The 18980-nt window shown below is 68.6% G+C and carries 15 protein-coding genes; 9 read left to right on the top strand and 6 right to left on the bottom strand.

The window, feature by feature from the left end; genetic code table 11:
- The 3 genes from YS110_03330 to YS110_03320 all read right to left on the bottom strand — a co-directional run bounded on the left by YS110_03330 (window position 1) and on the right by YS110_03320 (window position 4288).
- Complete coding sequence (locus YS110_03330) at window positions 1-1047, bottom strand: methionine ABC transporter ATP-binding protein (protein ID UJB63865.1); 1047 nt, start codon at window positions 1045-1047, stop codon at window positions 1-3.
- A 193-nt stretch (window positions 1048-1240) separates the two neighbouring features.
- On the bottom strand, window positions 1241-2653 hold the full coding sequence (pntB, locus tag YS110_03325) for a Re/Si-specific NAD(P)(+) transhydrogenase subunit beta (GenBank protein ID UJB63864.1): 1413 nt from the start codon (window positions 2651-2653) through the stop codon (window positions 1241-1243).
- A 27-nt stretch (window positions 2654-2680) separates the two neighbouring features.
- A complete protein-coding gene (locus YS110_03320; protein ID UJB63863.1) occupies window positions 2681-4288 on the bottom strand; it encodes a Re/Si-specific NAD(P)(+) transhydrogenase subunit alpha in 1608 nt (535 codons plus the stop codon).
- Between the two features lie 307 nt (window positions 4289-4595).
- Between YS110_03320 and dusA the strand changes: the two genes are divergently transcribed.
- The 3 genes from dusA (at window position 4596) to YS110_03305 (ending at window position 7901) form a co-directional block, all read left to right on the top strand.
- Window positions 4596-5600 carry a tRNA dihydrouridine(20/20a) synthase DusA gene (gene dusA, locus YS110_03315; protein UJB63862.1) on the top strand — a complete coding sequence of 335 codons (1005 nt, stop codon included), beginning with the start codon at window positions 4596-4598 and terminating at the stop codon, window positions 5598-5600.
- Window positions 5601-5871: 271 nt separating this feature from the next.
- Entirely contained in the window at window positions 5872-7269 is a 1398-nt protein-coding gene (locus YS110_03310; protein ID UJB63861.1) for a polyhydroxyalkanoate depolymerase, read from the top strand.
- Entirely contained in the window at window positions 7266-7901 is a 636-nt protein-coding gene (locus YS110_03305; protein ID UJB63860.1) for an RnfABCDGE type electron transport complex subunit B, read from the top strand. Before YS110_03310 ends, YS110_03305 begins: the two co-directional genes overlap by 4 nt.
- Window positions 7902-7927: 26 nt before the next feature.
- Here the strand turns inward: YS110_03305 and YS110_03300 are convergent, their stop codons facing one another.
- Complete coding sequence (locus tag YS110_03300; GenBank protein UJB63859.1) at window positions 7928-9424, bottom strand: cache domain-containing protein; 1497 nt, start codon at window positions 9422-9424, stop codon at window positions 7928-7930.
- A 187-nt stretch (window positions 9425-9611) separates the two neighbouring features.
- On the opposite strand from YS110_03300, the gene YS110_03295 reads away from it, so the two are divergent.
- The 6 genes from YS110_03295 to YS110_03270 are packed head-to-tail and all read left to right on the top strand — an operon-like array spanning window position 9612 to window position 16936.
- Complete coding sequence (locus tag YS110_03295; GenBank protein ID UJB63858.1) at window positions 9612-10817, top strand: succinyldiaminopimelate transaminase; 1206 nt, start codon at window positions 9612-9614, stop codon at window positions 10815-10817.
- 9 nt (window positions 10818-10826) lie between these two features.
- Window positions 10827-11651: a 2,3,4,5-tetrahydropyridine-2,6-dicarboxylate N-succinyltransferase gene (gene dapD, locus YS110_03290; protein UJB63857.1), complete on the top strand. Its 825-nt coding sequence runs from the start codon at window positions 10827-10829 to the stop codon at window positions 11649-11651.
- Window positions 11652-11693: 42 nt separating this feature from the next.
- Window positions 11694-12860 carry a PilT/PilU family type 4a pilus ATPase gene (locus tag YS110_03285; protein UJB63856.1) on the top strand — a complete coding sequence of 389 codons (1167 nt, stop codon included), beginning with the start codon at window positions 11694-11696 and terminating at the stop codon, window positions 12858-12860.
- 19 nt (window positions 12861-12879) lie between these two features.
- Complete coding sequence (gene dapE, locus YS110_03280; protein UJB63855.1) at window positions 12880-14067, top strand: succinyl-diaminopimelate desuccinylase; 1188 nt, start codon at window positions 12880-12882, stop codon at window positions 14065-14067.
- The gene (gene prmB / locus YS110_03275) at window positions 14064-14975 is read left to right on the top strand and encodes a 50S ribosomal protein L3 N(5)-glutamine methyltransferase (GenBank protein ID UJB63854.1); all 912 of its coding nucleotides are present in this window, start codon (window positions 14064-14066) and stop codon (window positions 14973-14975) included. The genes dapE and prmB overlap by 4 nt, the downstream gene beginning before the upstream one ends.
- Window positions 14975-16936, top strand: a complete 1962-nt coding sequence (locus YS110_03270; GenBank protein ID UJB63853.1) for an ATP-binding cassette domain-containing protein — start codon at window positions 14975-14977, stop codon at window positions 16934-16936. The genes prmB and YS110_03270 overlap by 1 nt, the downstream gene beginning before the upstream one ends.
- A gap of 537 nt (window positions 16937-17473) precedes the next feature.
- Here the strand turns inward: YS110_03270 and YS110_03265 are convergent.
- Both YS110_03265 and YS110_03260 read right to left on the bottom strand, forming a co-directional pair.
- A complete protein-coding gene (locus tag YS110_03265; protein UJB63852.1) occupies window positions 17474-17719 on the bottom strand; it encodes a DUF2274 domain-containing protein in 246 nt (81 codons plus the stop codon).
- Window positions 17716-18978 (bottom strand): TrbI/VirB10 family protein, encoded by a 1263-nt coding sequence (locus tag YS110_03260; protein UJB63851.1) that lies wholly within the window; start codon window positions 18976-18978, stop codon window positions 17716-17718. Before YS110_03260 ends, YS110_03265 begins: the two co-directional genes overlap by 4 nt.
- Between the last annotated feature and the right edge of the window lie 2 nt (window positions 18979-18980).

Here is an 18980-nt window from a genome sequence, read left to right as displayed (position 1 = left end):
TCACCCCTTCACTTCCACGGTCTGCACCACCACGCCCTGGGCACGCAGATAGTCGATGGCCGCGCCGATGCGCGCCATGGAGCCGCTGGCGTAAACCGCCAGCGAGCCGAAGGTCTGTTCCTGGATCTCGTCGATCTGCCCGTGCAGGATCGACAGGTCCAGCCCCAGCTCGCGGATCAGGTGCGACAGGATGGGCTCGTACGCCTGCTCGCCCGCGTACGACAGGCGCAGCAGCTGGCCGCTGTCGCCCGGCGCCAGGCGCGCAGCGAGGCTGCGCACGCGCGCCAGCACGCTGGCGGGCAGTTCCTGCGGCACGATTTCGTCGATCAGGCTCTTGGTGATGGGTTGGCGCGGGCGCGTGAACACGTCGAGCACCGGCCCCATTTCGACGATTTGCCCGGCGTCGATCACCGCCACGCGGTCGGCGATCTGCTTGATGACCTGCATCTGGTGCGTGATGAGCACCACCGTCAGGCCCAGCTCGCGGTTCACCTGGCGCAGCAGGTCGAGGATGGAGCGCGTGGTCTCCGGGTCGAGGGCGCTGGTGGCCTCGTCGGACAGCAGCACCTTGGGGCGGCTGGCCAGCGCCCGGGCAATGCCCACGCGCTGCTTCTGCCCGCCTGAGATCTGCGCTGGGTAGCGGTCGGCCAGGTGCGACAGGCCCACCAGCTCCAGCAGCGGCCCCACGCGCTCGCGCATGGCCGCCGGCGCCATGCCCGCCAGCTCCAGCGGCAGGGCCACGTTGCCGTATACGGTGCGCGAGGACAGCAGGTTGAAGTGCTGGAACACCATGCCGATATCGCGCCGCGCGGCGCGCAACTGCGCGCCGTCGAGCTGGGTGAGGTCGCGCCCCGCCACCACGACGGCGCCCTGGGTGGGCCGGTTGAGCAGGTTGATGACGCGCACCAGCGAGCTCTTGCCCGCGCCGCTGCGCCCGATGATGCCGAACACCTCGCCCGGCGCGATGGAAAGGTCGATGCCCCGCAAGGCCTCGACCGGGCCTTGTGGGCCCTGGTAAATCTGGGTGATACCCCGGAGGTCGATCATGGTGCGAATGCAATGCGCCGCCGCCAGCGGGAACTGGCGGCGGCGCCAAAAAAGGAAGCCGCCAATGTAACGCAGGCCGGACGGATGCGCCTTCGGCCATTTCAGCCCCGCATGCCCTTGCCGGCAATACGGGTCAAATCGGCCTCCAGCGCCCGCCAGGCAAGCGCTGGCAGCTATCGAAGCAGGAGCATTTTCAGCCTTTGAGGGCCGAGAGCACTTCGTCGAGCATCTTCTTCGCGTCGCCGAACAGCATGCGGTTGTTCTCCTTGTAGAACAACGGGTTGTCCACACCCGCGTAGCCCGAGGCCATGGAGCGCTTCATCACGATGGAGTGCTTGGCCTTCCACACCTCCAGCACCGGCATGCCGGCGATGGGGCTGGCCGGGTCGTCCTGCGCCGCCGGGTTCACGATGTCGTTGGCGCCGATGACCATGGCCACGTCGGCCTCGGGGAAGTCCTCGTTGATCTCGTCCATCTCCATCACGATGTCGTAGGGCACCTTGGCCTCGGCCAGCAGCACGTTCATGTGGCCGGGCATGCGGCCCGCCACCGGGTGGATGGCGAAGCGCACCTGCACGCCCTTGTCGCGCAGCGTCTTGACGATCTCGTTCACGGTGTGCTGCGCCTGCGCCACGGCCATGCCGTAGCCGGGCACGATGATGACGCTCTTGGATTCGCGCAGCAGCTCGGCCGTCTCCGTGGCGCTCACGGGCGTCACTTCGCCCTGCGGCTCGGCGGCGGCGGCATCGCCCTTCTTGGCGGGCGCGCCGGAGCCGAAGCCGCCCGCGATCACGCTGATGAAGTTGCGGTTCATCGCCTGGCACATGATGTAGGACAGGATCGCGCCCGAGGAGCCCACCAGCGCGCCGGTGACGATCAGCAGGTCGTTGGAGAGCATGAAGCCCGTGGCCGCCGCCGCCCAGCCCGAGTAGCTGTTGAGCATGGACACCACCACCGGCATGTCGGCACCGCCGATGGCCATGACCATATGGATGCCGAACAGCAACGCGATCACCGTCATCACGACCAGCGGCAGCATGCCCTGCTCCACGGTTTCGGCACGCAGGAACTCGCGGCCGAACCAGATCACCACCAGCAGCAGCACGAGGTTGAGCCAGTGGCGCGCGGGCAGCAGCAGCGGCTTGCCGCCGATCTTGCCGTTGAGCTTGCCGAAGGCGATGAGCGAGCCCGAGAAGGTGACGGCGCCGATCAGGATGCCGACGTAGATCTCCACCTCGTGGATGGCCTTTTCCGCGCCCGTGAGCTGGATGGACGTGTCCACGTAGCTGGCGAAGCCCACCAGGCAGGCCGCCAGGCCCACCAGGCTGTGCATGAGCGCGACCAGCTCGGGCATCTGCGTCATCTTCACGACCTTGGCCGCATACAGGCCAATGCCGCCGCCAATGACCAGCGCACCGACGATCCAGGCGATGCCGCCGGAGCCCACGCGCGGGCCGAACACGGTGGCCAGCACGGCCAGCGCCATGCCGACCATGCCGAACAGGTTGCCACGGCGCGAGGTTTCGGGGTTGGAGAGCCCTCCCAGGCTCAGGATGAAAAGAATGGCGGCGCCCAGATAGGCCACCGTAGCGAGACTTTGGGACATGGTTCTGTTTCCTCGTCGTTCTTGTCGTTATTTGCGGAACATGGCCAGCATGCGGCGCGTGACGGCAAAGCCGCCGAACATGTTGACGGCCGTGAGCACCAGCGCGGCAAAGGCCAGCCAGAGGATCAGGCTGTCCGGGCGCCCGTTCAGGCCTGCCTCGGGCGGCGCGATCTGCACCAGCGCGCCGATGGCGATGATGCTGGAGATGGCGTTGGTGACGCTCATCAGCGGCGTGTGCAGCGCGGGCGTGACGTTCCACACCACCATGTAGCCGATGAAGCAGGCCAGCACGAACACCGTGAAGTGGCCCAGGAAGGCCGCCGGCGCATAGGCGCCGATCAGCGCGAACAGCACGGCCGCGACAGCGAAGACGATGACCAGGGCCTTGGCCGACATGGGCGCACCCGCGCCATGGCCGTGGCCCGATTTCTTCTGCTCCACGGGTGCGGCGGCGGCCTTGGGGGCAGGCGCGGGCGCCTGCTTGAGGGGCGGCGCAGGCCAGGTGACCGCACCGTCCTTGATGACGGTCAGGCCCCGGATCGCATCGTCCTCCATGTTGACCACGGCATGGCCGTCCTTGGCCTTGCACAGTTCTTCCGCCAGGCGCAGCAGGTTGGTGGCGTACAGCGTGGACGACTGCTTGGCCAGGCGCGAGGCCAGGTCGGTGTAGCCGACGATGGTCACGCCATGGCGCACCACGGCCTCGCCGGGCACCGTGAGTTCGCAGTTGCCGCCCTGCTCGGCGGCCATGTCCACGATCACGCTGCCGGGCTTCATGCTCTGCACCATCTCGGCGGTGATGAGCTTGGGTGCGGGCTTGCCGGGGATCAGGGCCGTGGTGATGATGATGTCCGCATCCTTGGCCTGCTGCGCGTACATCTGGCGCTGCGCGGCCTGGAAGCCCTCGCTCATGACCTTGGCGTAGCCGCCGCCACCCGAGCCCTCTTCCTCGTAATCGACCTTGACGAACTCACCGCCCAGCGACTTGACCTGGTCGGCCACCTCGGCGCGCGTGTCGTTGGCGCGCACGATGGCCCCCAGGTTGGCCGCCGTGCCGATGGCCGCCAGGCCCGCCACGCCGGCGCCGGCGATGAACACCTTGGCCGGGGGCACCTTGCCCGCCGCCGTGATCTGGCCGTTGAAATAACGGCCGAAGGCGTTGGCCGCCTCGATGACGGCGCGGTAGCCGGACACGCCCGCCATGGAGGTCAGCGCATCCATCTTCTGCGCGCGGCTCAGCGTGCGCGGCAGGCAGTCGATGGACAGCACCGTGGCCTTGCGGGTGGCGAGCTGCTCCATCAGCGCCGGGTTCTGCGCGGGCCAGACGAAGCCGATCAAGGCGCCGCCTTCGCGCATCAGCGCCACTTCCTCGCTGCTGGGCGGGCGCACCTTGAAGACGATGTCGGCAGCGGCCCAGAGGGCCGCTGCGCCGTCGATGACCTCGGCCCCGGCGGCGCGGTAGGCATCGTCGCTGAAGTTGGCGGCCTCGCCGGCGCCAGCCTGCACGGCGACCTTGAAGCCGAGCTTGGTGAGTTTTTCCACCACGTCGGGCACGGTGGCCACGCGCTTCTCGCCGGGGAAGGTTTCCCTGGGGATGCCAATGCACTGCACTGGTGGAGTAGGGTCGGTTTGCATGAGACGTTTCCTAAAATTGGGGTGATCCTGGTGCAAGGCCCGCAGCGGAACTTGCGTACGGCAAGGGACAGGGGCAGGAAAAAAGCAGTGCAGCCCGGCGCTGGTTGCGCCCCGTCCGCCAGCCTGGGGACGTGATGGTGCGCCCCAGGATTTCTAAAATGGCGGAACGCCCTTTCTTTCTTCCTTATAGCCTCTGGTGGTGACCCGCCCCCCCTCGCGGCATGGGTGAGAGCTTAACAAAACATTACACGCCGCTGACAAGGCCCCGCACCCCGGCGGCAACGGCCGGAATTTCCCCAGAACCCGCATGCCAGAAAACACCCTCCCCACCCCTTGGCGCATGTCCGTCGCCCCCATGCTCGACTGGACCGACCGCCACTGCCGCTACCTGCACCGCCTGCTGTCGCAGCGCGCCCTGCTCTACACCGAGATGGTGACCACGGGCGCACTGCTGCATGGCGACGTGGCGCGGCACCTGCGCTTCGATGCCGCCGAACACCCGGTGGCGCTGCAGCTGGGCGGCAGCGAGCCGCGAGACCTGGCGCAGTGCGCGCGCCTGGGCCAGCAGTGGGGCTACGACGAGATCAACCTCAACTGCGGCTGCCCGAGCGAGCGCGTGCAGCGCGGGGCCTTCGGCGCCTGCCTGATGGGCGAGCCGCGGCTCGTGGCCGACTGCGTCAAGGCCATGGCCGACGCGGTGAGCGTGCCGGTCACGGTCAAGCACCGCATCGGCATCGACCAGAACGAGGACTACGGCTTCGTGCGCGACTTCGTCGGCACCGTGGCCGAGGCGGGCTGCCGCGTGTTCATCGTGCACGCGCGCAATGCCTGGCTCAAGGGCCTGTCGCCCAAGGAAAACCGCGAGGTCCCGCCGCTGCGCTACGCCGTGGCGGCGCAGCTCAAGCGCGACTTTCCGCAGCTCACCATCGCCATCAACGGCGGCTTCCAGACCGACGCGGCCGTGCAGGAGCAGCTGGCGCTGCTCGACGGCGTGATGGTCGGACGCGAGGCCTACCACAACCCCTGGTGGCTCGCCCGCTGGGACGCGCTGCACCTGGGCGGGCCAGACCGCGCCCTGACGCGCGAGGGCGTGGAGGAAGCCATGGTGGACTACATGGAGCGCGAGGCACGCGCCCATGGCACCCCCTGGTATGCCATCGCGCGCCACATGCTGGGGCTGCGCAACGGCCTGCCGGGCGCACGGCGCTGGCGCCAGGTCTGGAGCGACCACCGCATGAAGCAGTTGCCGGCACGCGAGGTCATGGCGCTGGCACGCACCCGGCCCGTTGCGGCACCCTGTGCCGGAATATGAGCCAAATCGTGGCCTAGCCCTTTGTGGTCAAGTGCCAGCAGCTATGGAAAGTGAAGCAAGAAGCCCCGGCGGCGAGTGCCTGGGGTTCTCCCTACCCTGTTGCCAGCGCAGTTTTTGCAGGGACCGTGGCACGCGGGCGCGCCCAGGCTGGCACATTCACCAATGCCCCGAACGGGCGCAGCCGCGCTGCGTGGGTGTCACGTATACAACATGACACAAACCGGCTTCTGCTGTTATATTGCAGTGCAACATAAACACACTCCGAGACCCCATGCTGTACCAGATCTATGAAGCCCAGCGCTCGCTGATGGAGCCGTTCGCCGATTTCGCGCAGGCCGCCGCCAAGCTCTACAGCAACCCCCTTTCGCCCCTGGGCCAGACCCCGCTCGCGCAGCGCGTGGCTGCGGGCTACGACCTGCTGTACCGCCTGGGCAAGGACTATGAAAAGCCCGCCTTCGGCATCACCACGGTGGACGTTGACGGCGTGGGCGTGGCCATCCACGAGCGCATCGAGATCGACAAGCCCTTCTGCGAACTGCGCCGCTTCAAGCGCTTTTCCGACGATCCGGCCACGCTGGCCAAGCTCAAGGTTCAGCCCGTGGTGCTGGTCGTGGCGCCGCTGTCGGGCCACTACGCCACGCTGCTGCGCGACACCGTGCGTGCCATGCTCAAGGACCACAAGGTCTACATCACCGACTGGAAGAACGCGCGCCTGGTGCCCATGGAGGACGGCGAGTTCCATCTGGACGACTACGTCAACTACGTGCAGGAATTCATCCGCCACCTCCAGGGCGTCTATGGCAACTGCCACGTCATGAGCGTGTGCCAGCCCACGGTGCCGGTGCTGGCCGCCGTCTCGCTGATGGCCAGCCGGGGCGAGAAAACGCCGCTGTCCATGACCATGATGGGCGGCCCCATCGACGCGCGCCGCTCGCCCACGGCGGTGAACGATCTGGCCGTGCAGCGCAGCTTCCAGTGGTTCGAGAACAACGTGATCTACCGCGTGCCCGAGAACTACCCCGGTGCCGGCCGCCGCGTGTACCCCGGCTTCCTGCAGCACACAGGCTTCGTGGCCATGAACCCCGACCGCCACGCCACCAGCCACTACGACTACTTCAAGGACCTGGTCAAGGGCGACGACGCCAGCGTTGAAGCGCACCGCAAGTTCTACGACGAGTACAACGCCGTGCTCGACATGGACGCCGACTACTACCTGGAGACCATCGCCACCGTGTTCCAGGACTTCAAGCTGGTCAACGGCACCTGGGACGTGCGCTCGCCCGAGGGCGAGGTCGAGCGCGTGCGCCCGCAGGACATCCGCGCCACCGCCCTTCTGACCATCGAGGGCGAGCTGGACGACATTTCCGGCTCGGGCCAGACGCGCGCCGCGCACGACCTGTGCAACGGGCTGCAGGACCGCGAGCAGCGCCACCTAGAAGTCAAGGGCGCGGGCCACTACGGCATCTTCAGCGGCCGCCGCTGGCGCGAGACCGTCTATCCCCAGGTGCGTGACTTCATCCGCGCCAACGACACCAGCGCACAGGCCACGCAGCGCCCCGCCACCGGCGCCGCCCCCAGCGCCCCGGCCGTGGAAGAAGAGCCGCTGCCCGCCGCCGCCGTGACGGCGGCCCCCCAGGCACGCGCCCGGCGCCCGGCCCGCAAGGCGTGAACGGCCCCGGCCAGGGGCGCTTCGGCGGATCCGCTGGCCTGCTGGCGGTCCGTCTGGACGCGGCCCTGCCGCAAACCCAGTGCACGCGCTGCGGCTACCCTGACTGCGCGGGCTACGCGCAGGCCATTGCCAGCGAAGGCGTTCCCATCAACCAGTGCCCCCCCGGGGGCATGGAAGGCGTGGAACGCCTTTCCGCGCTGACGGGCCAGCCCGCCCTGCCGATCAGCCCGGCGCACGGCCGGGAAGGGCCGCGCACGCTGGCCGTGATCGACGAAACCTGGTGCATCGGCTGCACGCTGTGCATCCAGGCCTGCCCGACCGATGCCATCCTCGGCGCCAACAAGCACATGCACACCGTGATCGCTGCCCACTGCACGGGCTGCGAACTGTGCGTTCCGGTATGCCCCGTCGATTGCATCGCGCTGCAGGAAGCCAGCGCCGGGGCCACCGGCTGGGCCGCCTGGTCGCCCGCGCAGGCCGATGCGGCACGCATGCGCTACGCGCGGCGCCAGCGGCGCATGGCACAGCGCCAGGCACCGCAGGCCAGCCCCGTGGCACCGGAAGACGGCACCGCCGCCAAGCAATCGGTGATCGCCGCAGCGCTGGCGCGTGCCCGGGCCCGCCGCGCCTGAGACACCTGAGATGTGCGCTCTGCGCCCTACCCCGAGAACGACTTGTACACGCCGCAGCCCAGCACCCACTCACCCAGGGTGTGCACGAACGACATCTTGGTCTGCACCTTCCCGGTCAGCGGGTTGGTGATGTCGTATTCCACCCAGCCCGGCCCGCGGTCCGCCTGCTCCCAGATGTCGGCCAGCAGGCGCACACCGTCCACGCCCGCGATGTCCTGCACCCGCGTGCCCACCTTGGCTTCGTTGCCGCCGAAGGCGAGGTAGGCGCCCTCGCGGTCCAGCGCGAAGACATACATGTCGCGGTCGTGGAAGCCCTGCGCCTTGTCGGTGATGCTGCGCAGCAGCGTCGCGCCCGTTCCCGCCTGCCGCCCCAGCGCCACAGCGCGCAGCACCAGGGCCTGCGCTTCCTCGGCCGTGCCCTGCTGCAGCTGAAAGGCCGCGACGGCGCTGGAAAGCGTGGCCGCGCGCTGCTCCAGGGCCTCGGCGCGGTGCACGGCCTCGCCAACCATGCGGGCGTTGCTCTGGGTGATCTGGTCGAGCTGCTGCACGGCCGTGCCGATCTCGGCCAGCCCCTGGTTCTGCTTGCGCCCGGACTCGGCGATGTCGGTCATGTTCGCCGCCACCACGCGGATGCCCCCCGCCATGCTGGCGATGCCTTCGCCCGCCGTGCGGATCAGGCCCGCGCTGGCTTCCACCTGCTGCACCGAGCTGCCGATGAGCTGGCGGATCTCGCGCGCCGCCTCGCCCGAGCGCTGGGCCAGCGAGCGCACCTCGGACGCCACCACGGCGAACCCACGGCCCTGCTCGCCCGCGCGCGCCGCCTCCACCGCCGCGTTTAGCGCCAGGATGTTGGTCTGGAAGGCGATGCTGTCGATCACCCCGATGATCTCGTTCATGCGCCGCGCGCCCTGCTGGATGCCCTGCACCGAGTGCACGGCACGCTCCATGGCCTCGGTGCCGGCCTGGGCCGCATCGCGCACCTGCGCGGCGCGCTGGTCGGCGCTCTGGGCCGTCTCGGCATTGTTTTGCACGGCGGCCGACAGCGCATCGACGCTGGCTGCCGTCTGCTCCAGGCTTGCGGCCTGCTGATCGGTACGCTCGGCCAGGGCACGGCTGTCGTGCGCCAGGCTTTGCCCGGCATGGGCCACCAGCGCGGCATTGCTGCGGATGTCGGCCACCATGGCCGACAGCGTGAGCACCATGCCGTCGAGCAGGCCGGCCATCCGGGCCAGTTCGTCATCGCCGCGGATCGCCGCCCGGGCGCGCAGGTCGCCGCGCGTCACCTGCTCCATGGCGCGCGTGATGCGCGCCAGACTGCTGGCCTGGCTGGCATACAGCGCCAGCACAAGGTACGCGGCCAGCGCCGCGCCCACGCCCGCGGCGCCCCATGCGGCCGCGCCCTGCAGCCAGGCCGCCGCCACGAGCGCGCAGCCAAAGACGCCCGCCACCAGTGCCAGCTTGCCCGCGAGGGGCAAGCGCCGCATCAGCCATACCCCTGGCCGCAGGACAAAAAAACCAGCCATCGTTGATGTCTCCTTGCCACGGCGCCTCGCAAGCGCCTGGTCATGTGCATCGGCAATGCTATGGGTGTACCGCTTACACCGCCTTGACACGACTGCTGCGCCTAGGGGCTCTCGGTGCCGGTTGACACGCCGCCGCGCAGCTGCACGCAGCCGGGGCGGGCCGCCATTGCCACGATAATGGCGGCCCATGAATCCCCTGCTCTCCAAACTCCAGCCCTACCCGTTCGAGCGTTTGCGGCAACTGTTCGCGGGGGTCACGCCGGCGCCCCAGCACCGCCCCATCAGCCTGGGCATGGGCGAGCCGCGCCACCCGACTCCTGCCTTCATCCAGCAAGCCCTGGTGCAGAGCCTGGCCGGGCTGGCCAACTACCCCAGCACGGCGGGCGAGCCGCGCCTGCGCCAGGCCTGCGCCGGCTGGCTGCAGCGCCGCTACGGCGTGGCCGTGGACCCCGACACGCAGGTGCTGCCCATCAACGGTTCGCGCGAGGCGCTGTTCGCCTTTGCCCAAACCGTGATCGACGCCTCGCGCCCCGGCGCCACCGTGGTGTGCCCCAACCCGTTCTACCAGATCTACGAAGGCGCCGCGCTGCTGGCCGGCGCCACGCCCTGGTACGCCCCGAGCGACCCGGCGCGCAATTTCGCCGTGGACTGGGACAGCGTGCCCGAATCCGTCTGGCAGGCCACGCAACTGCTCTTCGTCTGCTCGCCTGGCAACCCCACGGGCGCAGTGATGCCGCTGGCCGAATGGGAAAAGCTGTTCGCGCTGAGCGACCGCTACGGCTTCGTGATCGCCTCCGACGAGTGCTACAGCGAAATCTATTTCCAGGGCGAGCCCCCGCTGGGCGGCCTGGAAGCCGCCGCCAAACTGGGCCGCGCCGACTACCGCCGCCTGATCGCGTTCACCAGCCTGTCCAAGCGCAGCAACGTGCCGGGCCTGCGCAGCGGCTTCGTCGCGGGTGATGCCGCGCTCATCCAGGCCTTCCTGCTGTACCGCACCTACCACGGCAGCGCCATGGGCCCGGCCGTGCAGGGCGCCAGCATTGCCGCCTGGAACGACGAGGCCCACGTGGCGGAAAACCGCGCGCTGTACCGCGAGAAGTTCGCCCAGGTCACGCCCATGCTGTCCGCCGTGATGGAAGTGGCGCTGCCCGACGCCGGTTTCTACCTCTGGGCCAAGGTGCCCGGCCACCTGGGCATGAGCGACGCCGAATTCGCCCGCGCGCTGCTGGCTCAATACAATGTCACCGTGCTGCCGGGGAGCTACCTGGCGCGCGACAGCGCAGGCATCAATCCCGGCGCGCAACGCGTGCGCATGGCCCTCGTGGCCGAAACCTCGGAATGCGTCGAGGCCGCTGCACGCATCGTGCAATTCATCCAATCCCACACCCATTGAGCCGCTCCCATGAGCCAACAACTGCAAACCATCATCGACGCTGCCTGGGAGCAGCGCGCCGCCATTTCGTCCCAGTCCGCCCCGCAGGAAGTGCGTGACGCCGTCGAGCACGTCATCCGCGAACTCGACGCCGGCCGCCTGCGCGTGGCCACCCGCGAAGGCGTGGGCCAGTGGACGGTGCACCAATGGATCAAGAAGGCGGTGCTGCTGTCCTTCCGCCTGAACGACAACGTGGCCATCAACGCCGGCGACCTGGGCTTCTACGACAAGGTGCCGACCAAGTTCGCCGGCCTGAGCGCCGAGGAACTGGCCGCCACCGGCGTGCGCGTGGTGCCGCCCGCCGTGGCGCGCCGCGGCAGCTTCATCGCCAAGGGCGCCATCCTCATGCCTTCGTACGTGAACATCGGCGCCTACGTCGACGAAGGCACCATGGTCGATACCTGGGCCACCGTCGGCTCCTGCGCGCAGGTGGGCAAGAACGTGCACCTGTCGGGCGGCGTGGGCCTGGGCGGCGTGCTGGAGCCGCTGCAGGCGAACCCGACCATCATCGAGGACAACTGCTTCATCGGCGCGCGCTCGGAAATCGTCGAGGGCGTGATCGTGGAGGAAAACTCCGTGATCTCCATGGGCGTGTACATCGGCCAGAGCACCCCGATCTACGACCGCGCCACGGGCGAGGTCAGCTACGGCCGGGTGCCCGCGGGCTCGGTGGTCATCAGCGGCAGCCTGCCCAAGGACGGCGGCAAGTACAGCCTGTATGCGGCCATCATCGTCAAGCGCGTCGATGCGCAGACCCGGGCCAAGACCAGCCTGAACGACCTGCTGCGCGACTGACGCGCCCCGCCCCCCCAGCGCCCCCGAAAGGAGACATCCCTCATGAGCACCATGGAGCGCATCCTGCGCCTGATGGCGGAAAAAAAGGCCTCGGACGTCTACCTTTCGGCGGCCGCTCCGGCGCTGATCAAGATCAACGGCGAGTGCGTCCCGATCAACAACCAGATCCTGCCGCCCGACGCCCCCAAGAACCTGCTGGCCGAGGTGGTGCCGCCCAACCGCATAGAGGAGCTGGAGGAAACGGGCGAGCTGAACATGGGCGTGCCGCTGTCGGGCGTGGGGCGCTTTCGCGTCAGCGCCATGCGCCAGCGCGGCAGCTACGCCGTGGTGGTGCGCTTCATCGCGCAGCACATCCCCGAGCTGGCTACGCTGAACCTGCCGCCGGTGCTGGGCGAGCTGGTGATGGAAAAGCGCGGCCTGCTGCTCATGGTGGGCGCCACCGGCTCGGGCAAGAGCACCACGCTGGCCTCGCTGCTCGACAGCCGCAACGCCGTGCTGACCGGCCACATCCTGACCATCGAGGACCCGGTCGAATTCCAGTTCAAGAACAAGAAATCCATCGTCAACCAGCGCGAGATCGGCAGCGACACGCAGTCGCTGCAGACCGCGCTGAAGAACGCGCTGCGCCAGGCGCCCGACGTCATCCTGATCGGCGAAATCCGCGACCGCGAAACCATGTCGGCCGCCATCGCCTACGCCCAGTCCGGCCACCTGGTGCTGGCCACGCTGCACGGCAACAACAGCTACCACGCGCTCAACCGCATCCTGTCGTTCTACCCCGTCGAGGTGCGCCCGACCATGCTCGGCGACCTGGCCTCGGCGCTCAAGGCCGTGGTCTCGCAGCGCCTGGTGCGCACCCAGTCGGGCAACCGGGTGCCCGCCTGCGAGGTCATGCTCAACACCAAGCTGGTGGGCGAGCTGATCGAGAAGGGCGACTTCTCCGGCGTGCGCGAGGCGATGGAAAAATCCATGGCCGAAGGCTCGCAGACCTTCGAGGAAGACCTGGCGCGCCTGATCCGCGAAGGCCGCATCGACCGCAAGGAAGGCATCGCCTACGCCGATTCGCCCACCAACCTGATGTGGCGCCTGCAGAACGACTTCGCCATGGCCGGCAAGGCCGCCCAGGCCCAGAAGGAGGCCAACGAGGCCGCCCAGGACGAAGACATGCCGTCGTTCACCGAGATCGTTCTCGACGTCAAGCCCAACTGAACCGCCCCCCGCACACGCCATGCCCCTCACCTTGCAGCTGACCGAACAGCTGATCGCCCGCCCCTCCGTCACCCCCGAGGACGCAGGCTGCCTCGAACTGCTGGCCAGCCGCCTGGAGCCCCTGGGCTTCGTCTGCGAACGCATGGACAGCGGCCCGCCCCACTTCCACGTCTGCAATTTATGGGCAAAACGGCCCGCAGCGCCCGCCAATCAAGCGCCAGACGCTCCTGAAACCGTAGCAAAAACGCTGGTCTTCGCGGGCCACACCGACGTCGTGCCCACCGGCCCCGTGGAGCAGTGGCGCAGCGACCCGTTCACGCCCACGCAGCGCGACGGCAAGCTCTACGGCCGCGGCGCCAGCGACATGAAGGCCTCGATCGCCGCCTTCGTCGTGGCCGTCGAGGAATTCCTCGCCGCGCACCCCGACCCGGCCATCGCCATCGCCTTCCTGCTCACCAGCGACGAGGAGGGCCCGTCAGTCGACGGCACGAAGGTCGTGGTCGAGCGCCTGCGCGCGCGCGGCGAGGCGCTGTCGTGGTGCATCGTCGGCGAGCCGACCGCGGTGCGCCAGACCGGCGACATGGTGAAGAACGGCCGCCGCGGCACCCTCTCGGGCAAGCTCACCGTGCGCGGCGTGCAGGGGCACATCGCCTACCCGCACCTGGCGCGCAACCCCATCCACCAGGCCGTGCCGGCGCTGGCGGAACTGGCGGCCACCCCCTGGGACGCTGGCAACGCCTTCTTCCCGCCCACGAGCTGGCAGATGAGCAACATCCACGCCGGCACCGGCGCCACCAACGTGATCCCGGGCCATGTGGTGATCGACTTCAATTTCCGCTTCAGCACCGCATCCACCGCCGAAGGCCTGAAGCAGCGCGTGCACGCCCTGCTCGACCGGCATGGCCTGGAGTACGAGCTGCTGTGGACACTTGGCGGCCAGCCCTTCCTGACCGAGCCGGGCGATCTGCTGAGCGCCGTGCAGCAGGCCATCCACGCCGAAACCGGGCTGGACACCGAGCTGTCCACCACCGGCGGCACCAGCGACGGCCGCTTCATCGCGCAGATCTGCCCGCAGGTCATCGAGCTTGGCCCGCCCAACGCCAGCATCCACCAGATCGACGAGCACATCGCGCTGGCCGACATCGCGCCGCTGAAGAACATCTACCGCCGCACGCTCGAAAACCTCAACGCCCAGGCCGCGGCATGAGCGCCGCCGTGCAAGGCGCCACCGTGGGCGCACTCATCGCCAGCGGCGCGGCCTGCCTGGAGGCCGCGGGCGCGGGCTTCGGCCACGGCACCGCCAACGCGCGCGACGAGGCCGCCTGGCTGGTGCTGTGGCGCCTCGGCCTGCCGCTCGACAGCGCCCTGGGCGACGAACCCGATTCCGTGGCAAATCAGCCCGTAACGCCCACCCAGCAAGCGCTGGTAGCTACGCTTTTTGAAGAACGCAGCGCCACGCGCAAGCCTGCCGCGTACCTCACGCGCGAGGCCTGGCTGGTGGGCGTGCCGTTCTACGTGGACGAACGCGCCATCGTGCCGCGCAGCTTCATCGCCGAGCTGCTGGCCGACGGCAGCATCGACGGCTGGCTCAGCGACCAGACGCGCGACGTGCTCGACCTGTGCACCGGCAACGGCAGCCTGGCCGTGCTCGCGGCCATGGCCTGGCCCGAGGTGCAGGTCACCGGCGCCGACATTTCCGCCGATGCGCTGGCCGTGGCCCGCATCAACGTCGAGCGCCACGGCCTGCAGGAGCGCGTGCGCCTGGTGCCGTCCGACGCGCTGGCCGGCGTGCCCGGCCCGTGGGACCTGATCCTGTGCAACCCGCCCTACGTCAATGCCCACAGCATGGCGCAACTGCCCGCCGAATACCGCGCCGAGCCCGAACTGGCGCTGGCCGGCGGCGCCGACGGCATGGACTTCATCCGCCGCCTGCTGCGCGCCGCCCCGGCCTGCATGCGCGAGGACGCCGTGCTGGTGCTCGAAATCGGCAACGAGCGCGCGCATTTCGAGGCGGCCTTTCCCCAATTGCCCGTGTTCTGGCTCGAAACCAGCGCGGGCGAAGACCAGGTGCTGCTCATCACCCGCAGCGCTCTGGCCGACTTTCCCTCTCCCTGATGATCACACTGAAGAACGTCACCTTGCGCCGCAGCGCCAAGGTGCTTCTGGATGGCGTTTCCGCCACCATCAACCCCGGCGAAAAAGTCGGCCTGGTGGGCCGCAACGGCGCCGGCAAATCCACCCTGTTCGCGCTGCTCAACGGCTCGCTGCACGAAGACGGCGGCGACTTCTTCCTGCCGCCGCAGTGGCGCATGGCGCAGGTGGCGCAGCACATGCCCGAAACCGCCGAGCCGGCCACCGCCTTCGTGCTCGACGGCGACACGCGCCTGCTGGCGCTGCGCCTGGCGCTGCAAAAAGCCGAACAGGCGGGCGACGGCATGGCCATTGCCCAGGCGCATTCCGACTTGCACGACGCGGGCGCGCACGACGCCGCCGCGCGCGCGCAGGCACTGATCCTGGGCCTGGGCTTTCAGGTGCACGAGCTGGAACGCCCGGTCAACAGCTTCTCGGGCGGCTGGCGCATGCGCCTGCAGCTGGCGCGCGCGCTGATGTGCCCGAGCGACCTGCTGCTGCTCGACGAACCGACCAACCACCTGGACCTGGACGCGCTGGTCTGGCTCGAAGCCTGGCTGCAGCGCTACGAGGGCACGCTGGTCGTCATCAGCCACGACCGCGAATTCCTCGACGCCGTGACCCAGGTCACGCTGCACATCGACAACGCGCAGCTCACACGCTACGGCGGCAACTACAGCCAGTTCGAGGAACTGCGCGCGCAGCAGCTCACGCTGCAGCAGGCGGCCTACGAGCGCCAGCAAACGAAGATTGCGCACCTGCAGAAGTTCATCGACCGCTTCAAGGCCAAGGCCACCAAGGCCAAGCAGGCGCAAAGCCGCGTCAAGGCGCTGGAGCGCATGGAGAAAATCGCGCCCGTGCTGGCCAGCGCCGATTTCACCTTCGAGTTCAAGGAGCCGCCGAACCTGCCCAACCCGATGCTCGCCATCAGCGACGCGGCCTTCGGCTACCCGCCCGCGGACGGCGGCGCGCCCACCACCATCCTGCGCGGCGTCAACCGCACGGTGCTGGCGGGCCAGCGCATCGGCATCCTGGGCGCCAACGGCCAAGGCAAGTCCACGCTGGTGAAAACCATCGCGCGCATGATGCCGCCGCTGGGCGGCAAGGTGACCGAGGGCAAGGGCCTGTCGATTGGCTACTTCGCGCAGCAGGAGCTGGACGTGCTGCACGGCGACGACCACCCGCTGGGCCACATGGTGCGGCTGGCGCGCACGCTGGGCGTGGACGCGCGCGAGCAGGACCTGCGCAATTTCCTGGGCAGCTTCAACTTCAGCGGCGACATGGTGCAGCAGGCCGTGGGCAGCATGAGCGGCGGCGAAAAGGCGCGCCTGGTGCTGGCCATGATCGTCTGGCAGCGCCCCAACCTGCTGCTGCTTGACGAACCGACCAACCACCTCGACCTGGCCACGCGCGAGGCGCTGTCGATGGCGCTCAACGAGTTCGAGGGCACCGTCATGCTGGTCAGCCACGACCGCGCCCTGCTGCGCGCCGTATGCGATGAATTCTGGCTGGTCGGCCGGGGCCAGGTCGGCCCGTTCGACGGCGACCTGGACGACTACCAGCGCTACCTGCTGGAAGAAGCCCGGCGCCTGCGCGAGCAGGCCCGCGCCACCGCCGAGCCCAACAACACCCCCACCGCCGCCGTGCCAGCCCCGAAGGATGGCCGCGAGCAGCGCAAGGCCAGCGCCCTGGCGCGCCAGCAGCTGGCCGAGAAAACCAAACCGTTCAAGCGCGAGCTGGAACAGGTGGACAAGCGCCTGGCGCAGCTCGGCGCGGAAAGGCAGCAGCTCGAACAGCGCCTGGCCGAGCCGCTGCCCCCCACGGAGATCGCCGACTGCGGGCGGCGCCTGAAGGCCTGCGGCGACGAAATCGAGGCCCTGGAAGAGCGCTGGCTGGTGCTGTCCTCCGAGATCGAGGCCCTCGAAGCGGCCCATGCCTCCGCATGAAAATGGCTTCCAGCCCTTGCTGAGAAAGCGCTGGAAGCTATTACTTTAGTAGCGAACAATTTTTTGCGTTCTGCTGTCAACGTCCCGCGTAGCCGGGGCGTTGTTCACTCATCAAAGGAGTGATTTGCCATGAACACCACCGCTATCCTGTCTGCCTGGCCCGAAGACGAACGTGATCGCAAGCGCGCACCCGCCCGCCTCTGAGCGCGGGCAGCGCGAAGGCTGCATCGCGGTCCATCGTTCTTTGACCCACAAAAAAGTTCTGGTGTCAAGTCCTCCGTGTAAATCACGCGGGGCTTGAAACCGTATATGGGACAGTAGGTTAGCTCTTTTTCAGGCCACTTCGCAGAAGTGTTGCCTCGTGGGCTAGGAGCCACATAGGAGCGTCGGGAGGGAAAGCCGCATCGCACGGTGTCGTGCTGGATTGTCGAGGAACAGCGGGCCTGTTTCATCATCATAGCCCAGCATCCAGAACGAAGAACGCGCAGCCCTGGGGCTGCGCGTTGGATGGATGCCGCTGGATGGTAGGCGACGCCATCATGTCGGCTTCGACGGCACGCTCCGTGTTGCAGTGCCCTTCCTGAATCCCCGATCCCCCGCCATGAATGCCTCCAGCATGTGCGGGATCAACGTCATGGCATCGACCGCTTCGCCGTAGGTCTGCGCGTGCAGCGCCGCGTAGCGGTCAAGATCGGCCCGCAGGCCGGCCGGGCACGCGAAGGTCATCTTGGTGGATTCCAGTTTCGGCAGCGGCCCGAGCCGCAGCTTCTTACCCGTGCTCATCGCATCGCTCCCCTGTTGAAGAACATCGGCTGATAAGGCCGCAGCACCAAGTCGCGGTTGACGATGATCCGCACCGGCAGCCCAGGCCGCTCTGTCAACGTCGGCTGGATGTTCATATTGCGCCGGGTCATCTCCTGTCCGACCTGATTGATACTGTCCTGCGCGCTGTCGCGCCCCGCGATCACGATGCGGTTGCCGTCCTGCCGGTTCTCCGGCGCAGCCAGTTCCGCGCCCACGCCCAGCAGCGTCGTCAGCGCCGCGCCAGCGACGATGCGGCCCCAGTGGTAGTCCACGCCATCTTCAAGGCCGGAATAGCCCGCCGGATCGGTGCCCACAAGGTTGTCGATGGTCAGCGAAGACGTGTCGGGCAGGATGATCCGGTTCCATACCACCTGCACGCGGCTCTGCCCGTAGCTGACCTGGCTGTTGTATTTGCCGAGGATGCGCGACCCCTGCGGGATCAGCAGGAACTTGCCCGTCGCCGAGTCATAGACCGGCTCCGTCACCGTGGCGATCACGTCGCCCGGCAAGTCCGACTTGATGCCCGTCACCAGCGCCCCGGCGATCACTGTTCCGGCCATGACCTGATATGGCGAGGCCGGCATTTGCAGATTGCCGGAATTGCGAGTTTCCGTAGAACCGCCTTTCAAGAACGCCTCCTTCTGGTCTTGCCGGTTCTGCGTGGCGGTCGGATCGGCAGGCTGTGCCGCCGTCGAGGCCGGCCCGGCCGCCAGCGGGTCGAAGGCGCTGCCCGGCACAGCCGCAGCGGCTTGGGCTGTGGCAGGCGCTGCGGCCTTGCCCTGCTGGCCCGAGCGGAAGAACACCGCCGAGGCCGCCGCCGCGTCCGCCTCTTTGCGCAAGGCGTCCTCGGGGTTATGCCCAGGCGGCGCATAGGTCGGCGTCACGGGCTGCTGCGAGTTCACGATGGCCGGGCCAAGGTCGCCCGGCAGCGGCGGCCCCAGCTCCGGCACCTTCGGCGGCAGCTTCGAGTAGTCGGCCGGCAGGCCGTCCAGCCCTTCGGACTTCGAGACGCGATCGACGTTGTAAAGCTCGGTCTGCTCGCTCCCGCCGCGCCGCTGCGGCTGCAATGACCAGATGGTCGCGCCCAGCACGGCGACCGATAGGCCACCCATGAGCATCGCCAACGTGCGCCGGTTCAAGCGTGTGACCGGGCGCGGCTGGGCGCGCAGCGCCACCGCCTCGGGCGCGACCTTGCCCGCCTGCGGCGTGGCGAGGTCGGGAGTGTCATCCTGGCTCATGG

This window comes from Acidovorax sp. YS12 (genome assembly GCA_021496925.1).
GTDB lineage: Bacteria > Pseudomonadota > Gammaproteobacteria > Burkholderiales > Burkholderiaceae_C > Paenacidovorax.
This window is presented reverse-complemented; position numbering and strand designations above follow the sequence as displayed.

What these genes read in the sequence shown, in the direction of transcription:
- YS110_03330 (UJB63865.1), bottom strand. Translation starts at nt 1,047, where the DNA reads ATGATCGACCTCCGGGGTATCACCCAGATTTACCAGGGCCCACAAGGC.
- pntB (UJB63864.1), bottom strand. Translation starts at nt 2,653, where the DNA reads ATGTCCCAAAGTCTCGCTACGGTGGCCTATCTGGGCGCCGCCATTCTT.
- YS110_03320 (UJB63863.1), bottom strand. Translation starts at nt 4,288, where the DNA reads ATGCAAACCGACCCTACTCCACCAGTGCAGTGCATTGGCATCCCCAGG.
- dusA (UJB63862.1), top strand. Translation starts at nt 4,596, where the DNA reads ATGCCAGAAAACACCCTCCCCACCCCTTGGCGCATGTCCGTCGCCCCC.
- YS110_03310 (UJB63861.1), top strand. Translation starts at nt 5,872, where the DNA reads ATGCTGTACCAGATCTATGAAGCCCAGCGCTCGCTGATGGAGCCGTTC.
- YS110_03300 (UJB63859.1), bottom strand. Translation starts at nt 9,424, where the DNA reads ATGGCTGGTTTTTTTGTCCTGCGGCCAGGGGTATGGCTGATGCGGCGC.
- YS110_03295 (UJB63858.1), top strand. Translation starts at nt 9,612, where the DNA reads ATGAATCCCCTGCTCTCCAAACTCCAGCCCTACCCGTTCGAGCGTTTG.
- dapD (UJB63857.1), top strand. Translation starts at nt 10,827, where the DNA reads ATGAGCCAACAACTGCAAACCATCATCGACGCTGCCTGGGAGCAGCGC.
- YS110_03285 (UJB63856.1), top strand. Translation starts at nt 11,694, where the DNA reads ATGAGCACCATGGAGCGCATCCTGCGCCTGATGGCGGAAAAAAAGGCC.
- dapE (UJB63855.1), top strand. Translation starts at nt 12,880, where the DNA reads ATGCCCCTCACCTTGCAGCTGACCGAACAGCTGATCGCCCGCCCCTCC.
- prmB (UJB63854.1), top strand. Translation starts at nt 14,064, where the DNA reads ATGAGCGCCGCCGTGCAAGGCGCCACCGTGGGCGCACTCATCGCCAGC.
- YS110_03270 (UJB63853.1), top strand. Translation starts at nt 14,975, where the DNA reads ATGATCACACTGAAGAACGTCACCTTGCGCCGCAGCGCCAAGGTGCTT.
- YS110_03265 (UJB63852.1), bottom strand. Translation starts at nt 17,719, where the DNA reads ATGAGCACGGGTAAGAAGCTGCGGCTCGGGCCGCTGCCGAAACTGGAA.
- YS110_03260 (UJB63851.1), bottom strand. Translation starts at nt 18,978, where the DNA reads ATGAGCCAGGATGACACTCCCGACCTCGCCACGCCGCAGGCGGGCAAG.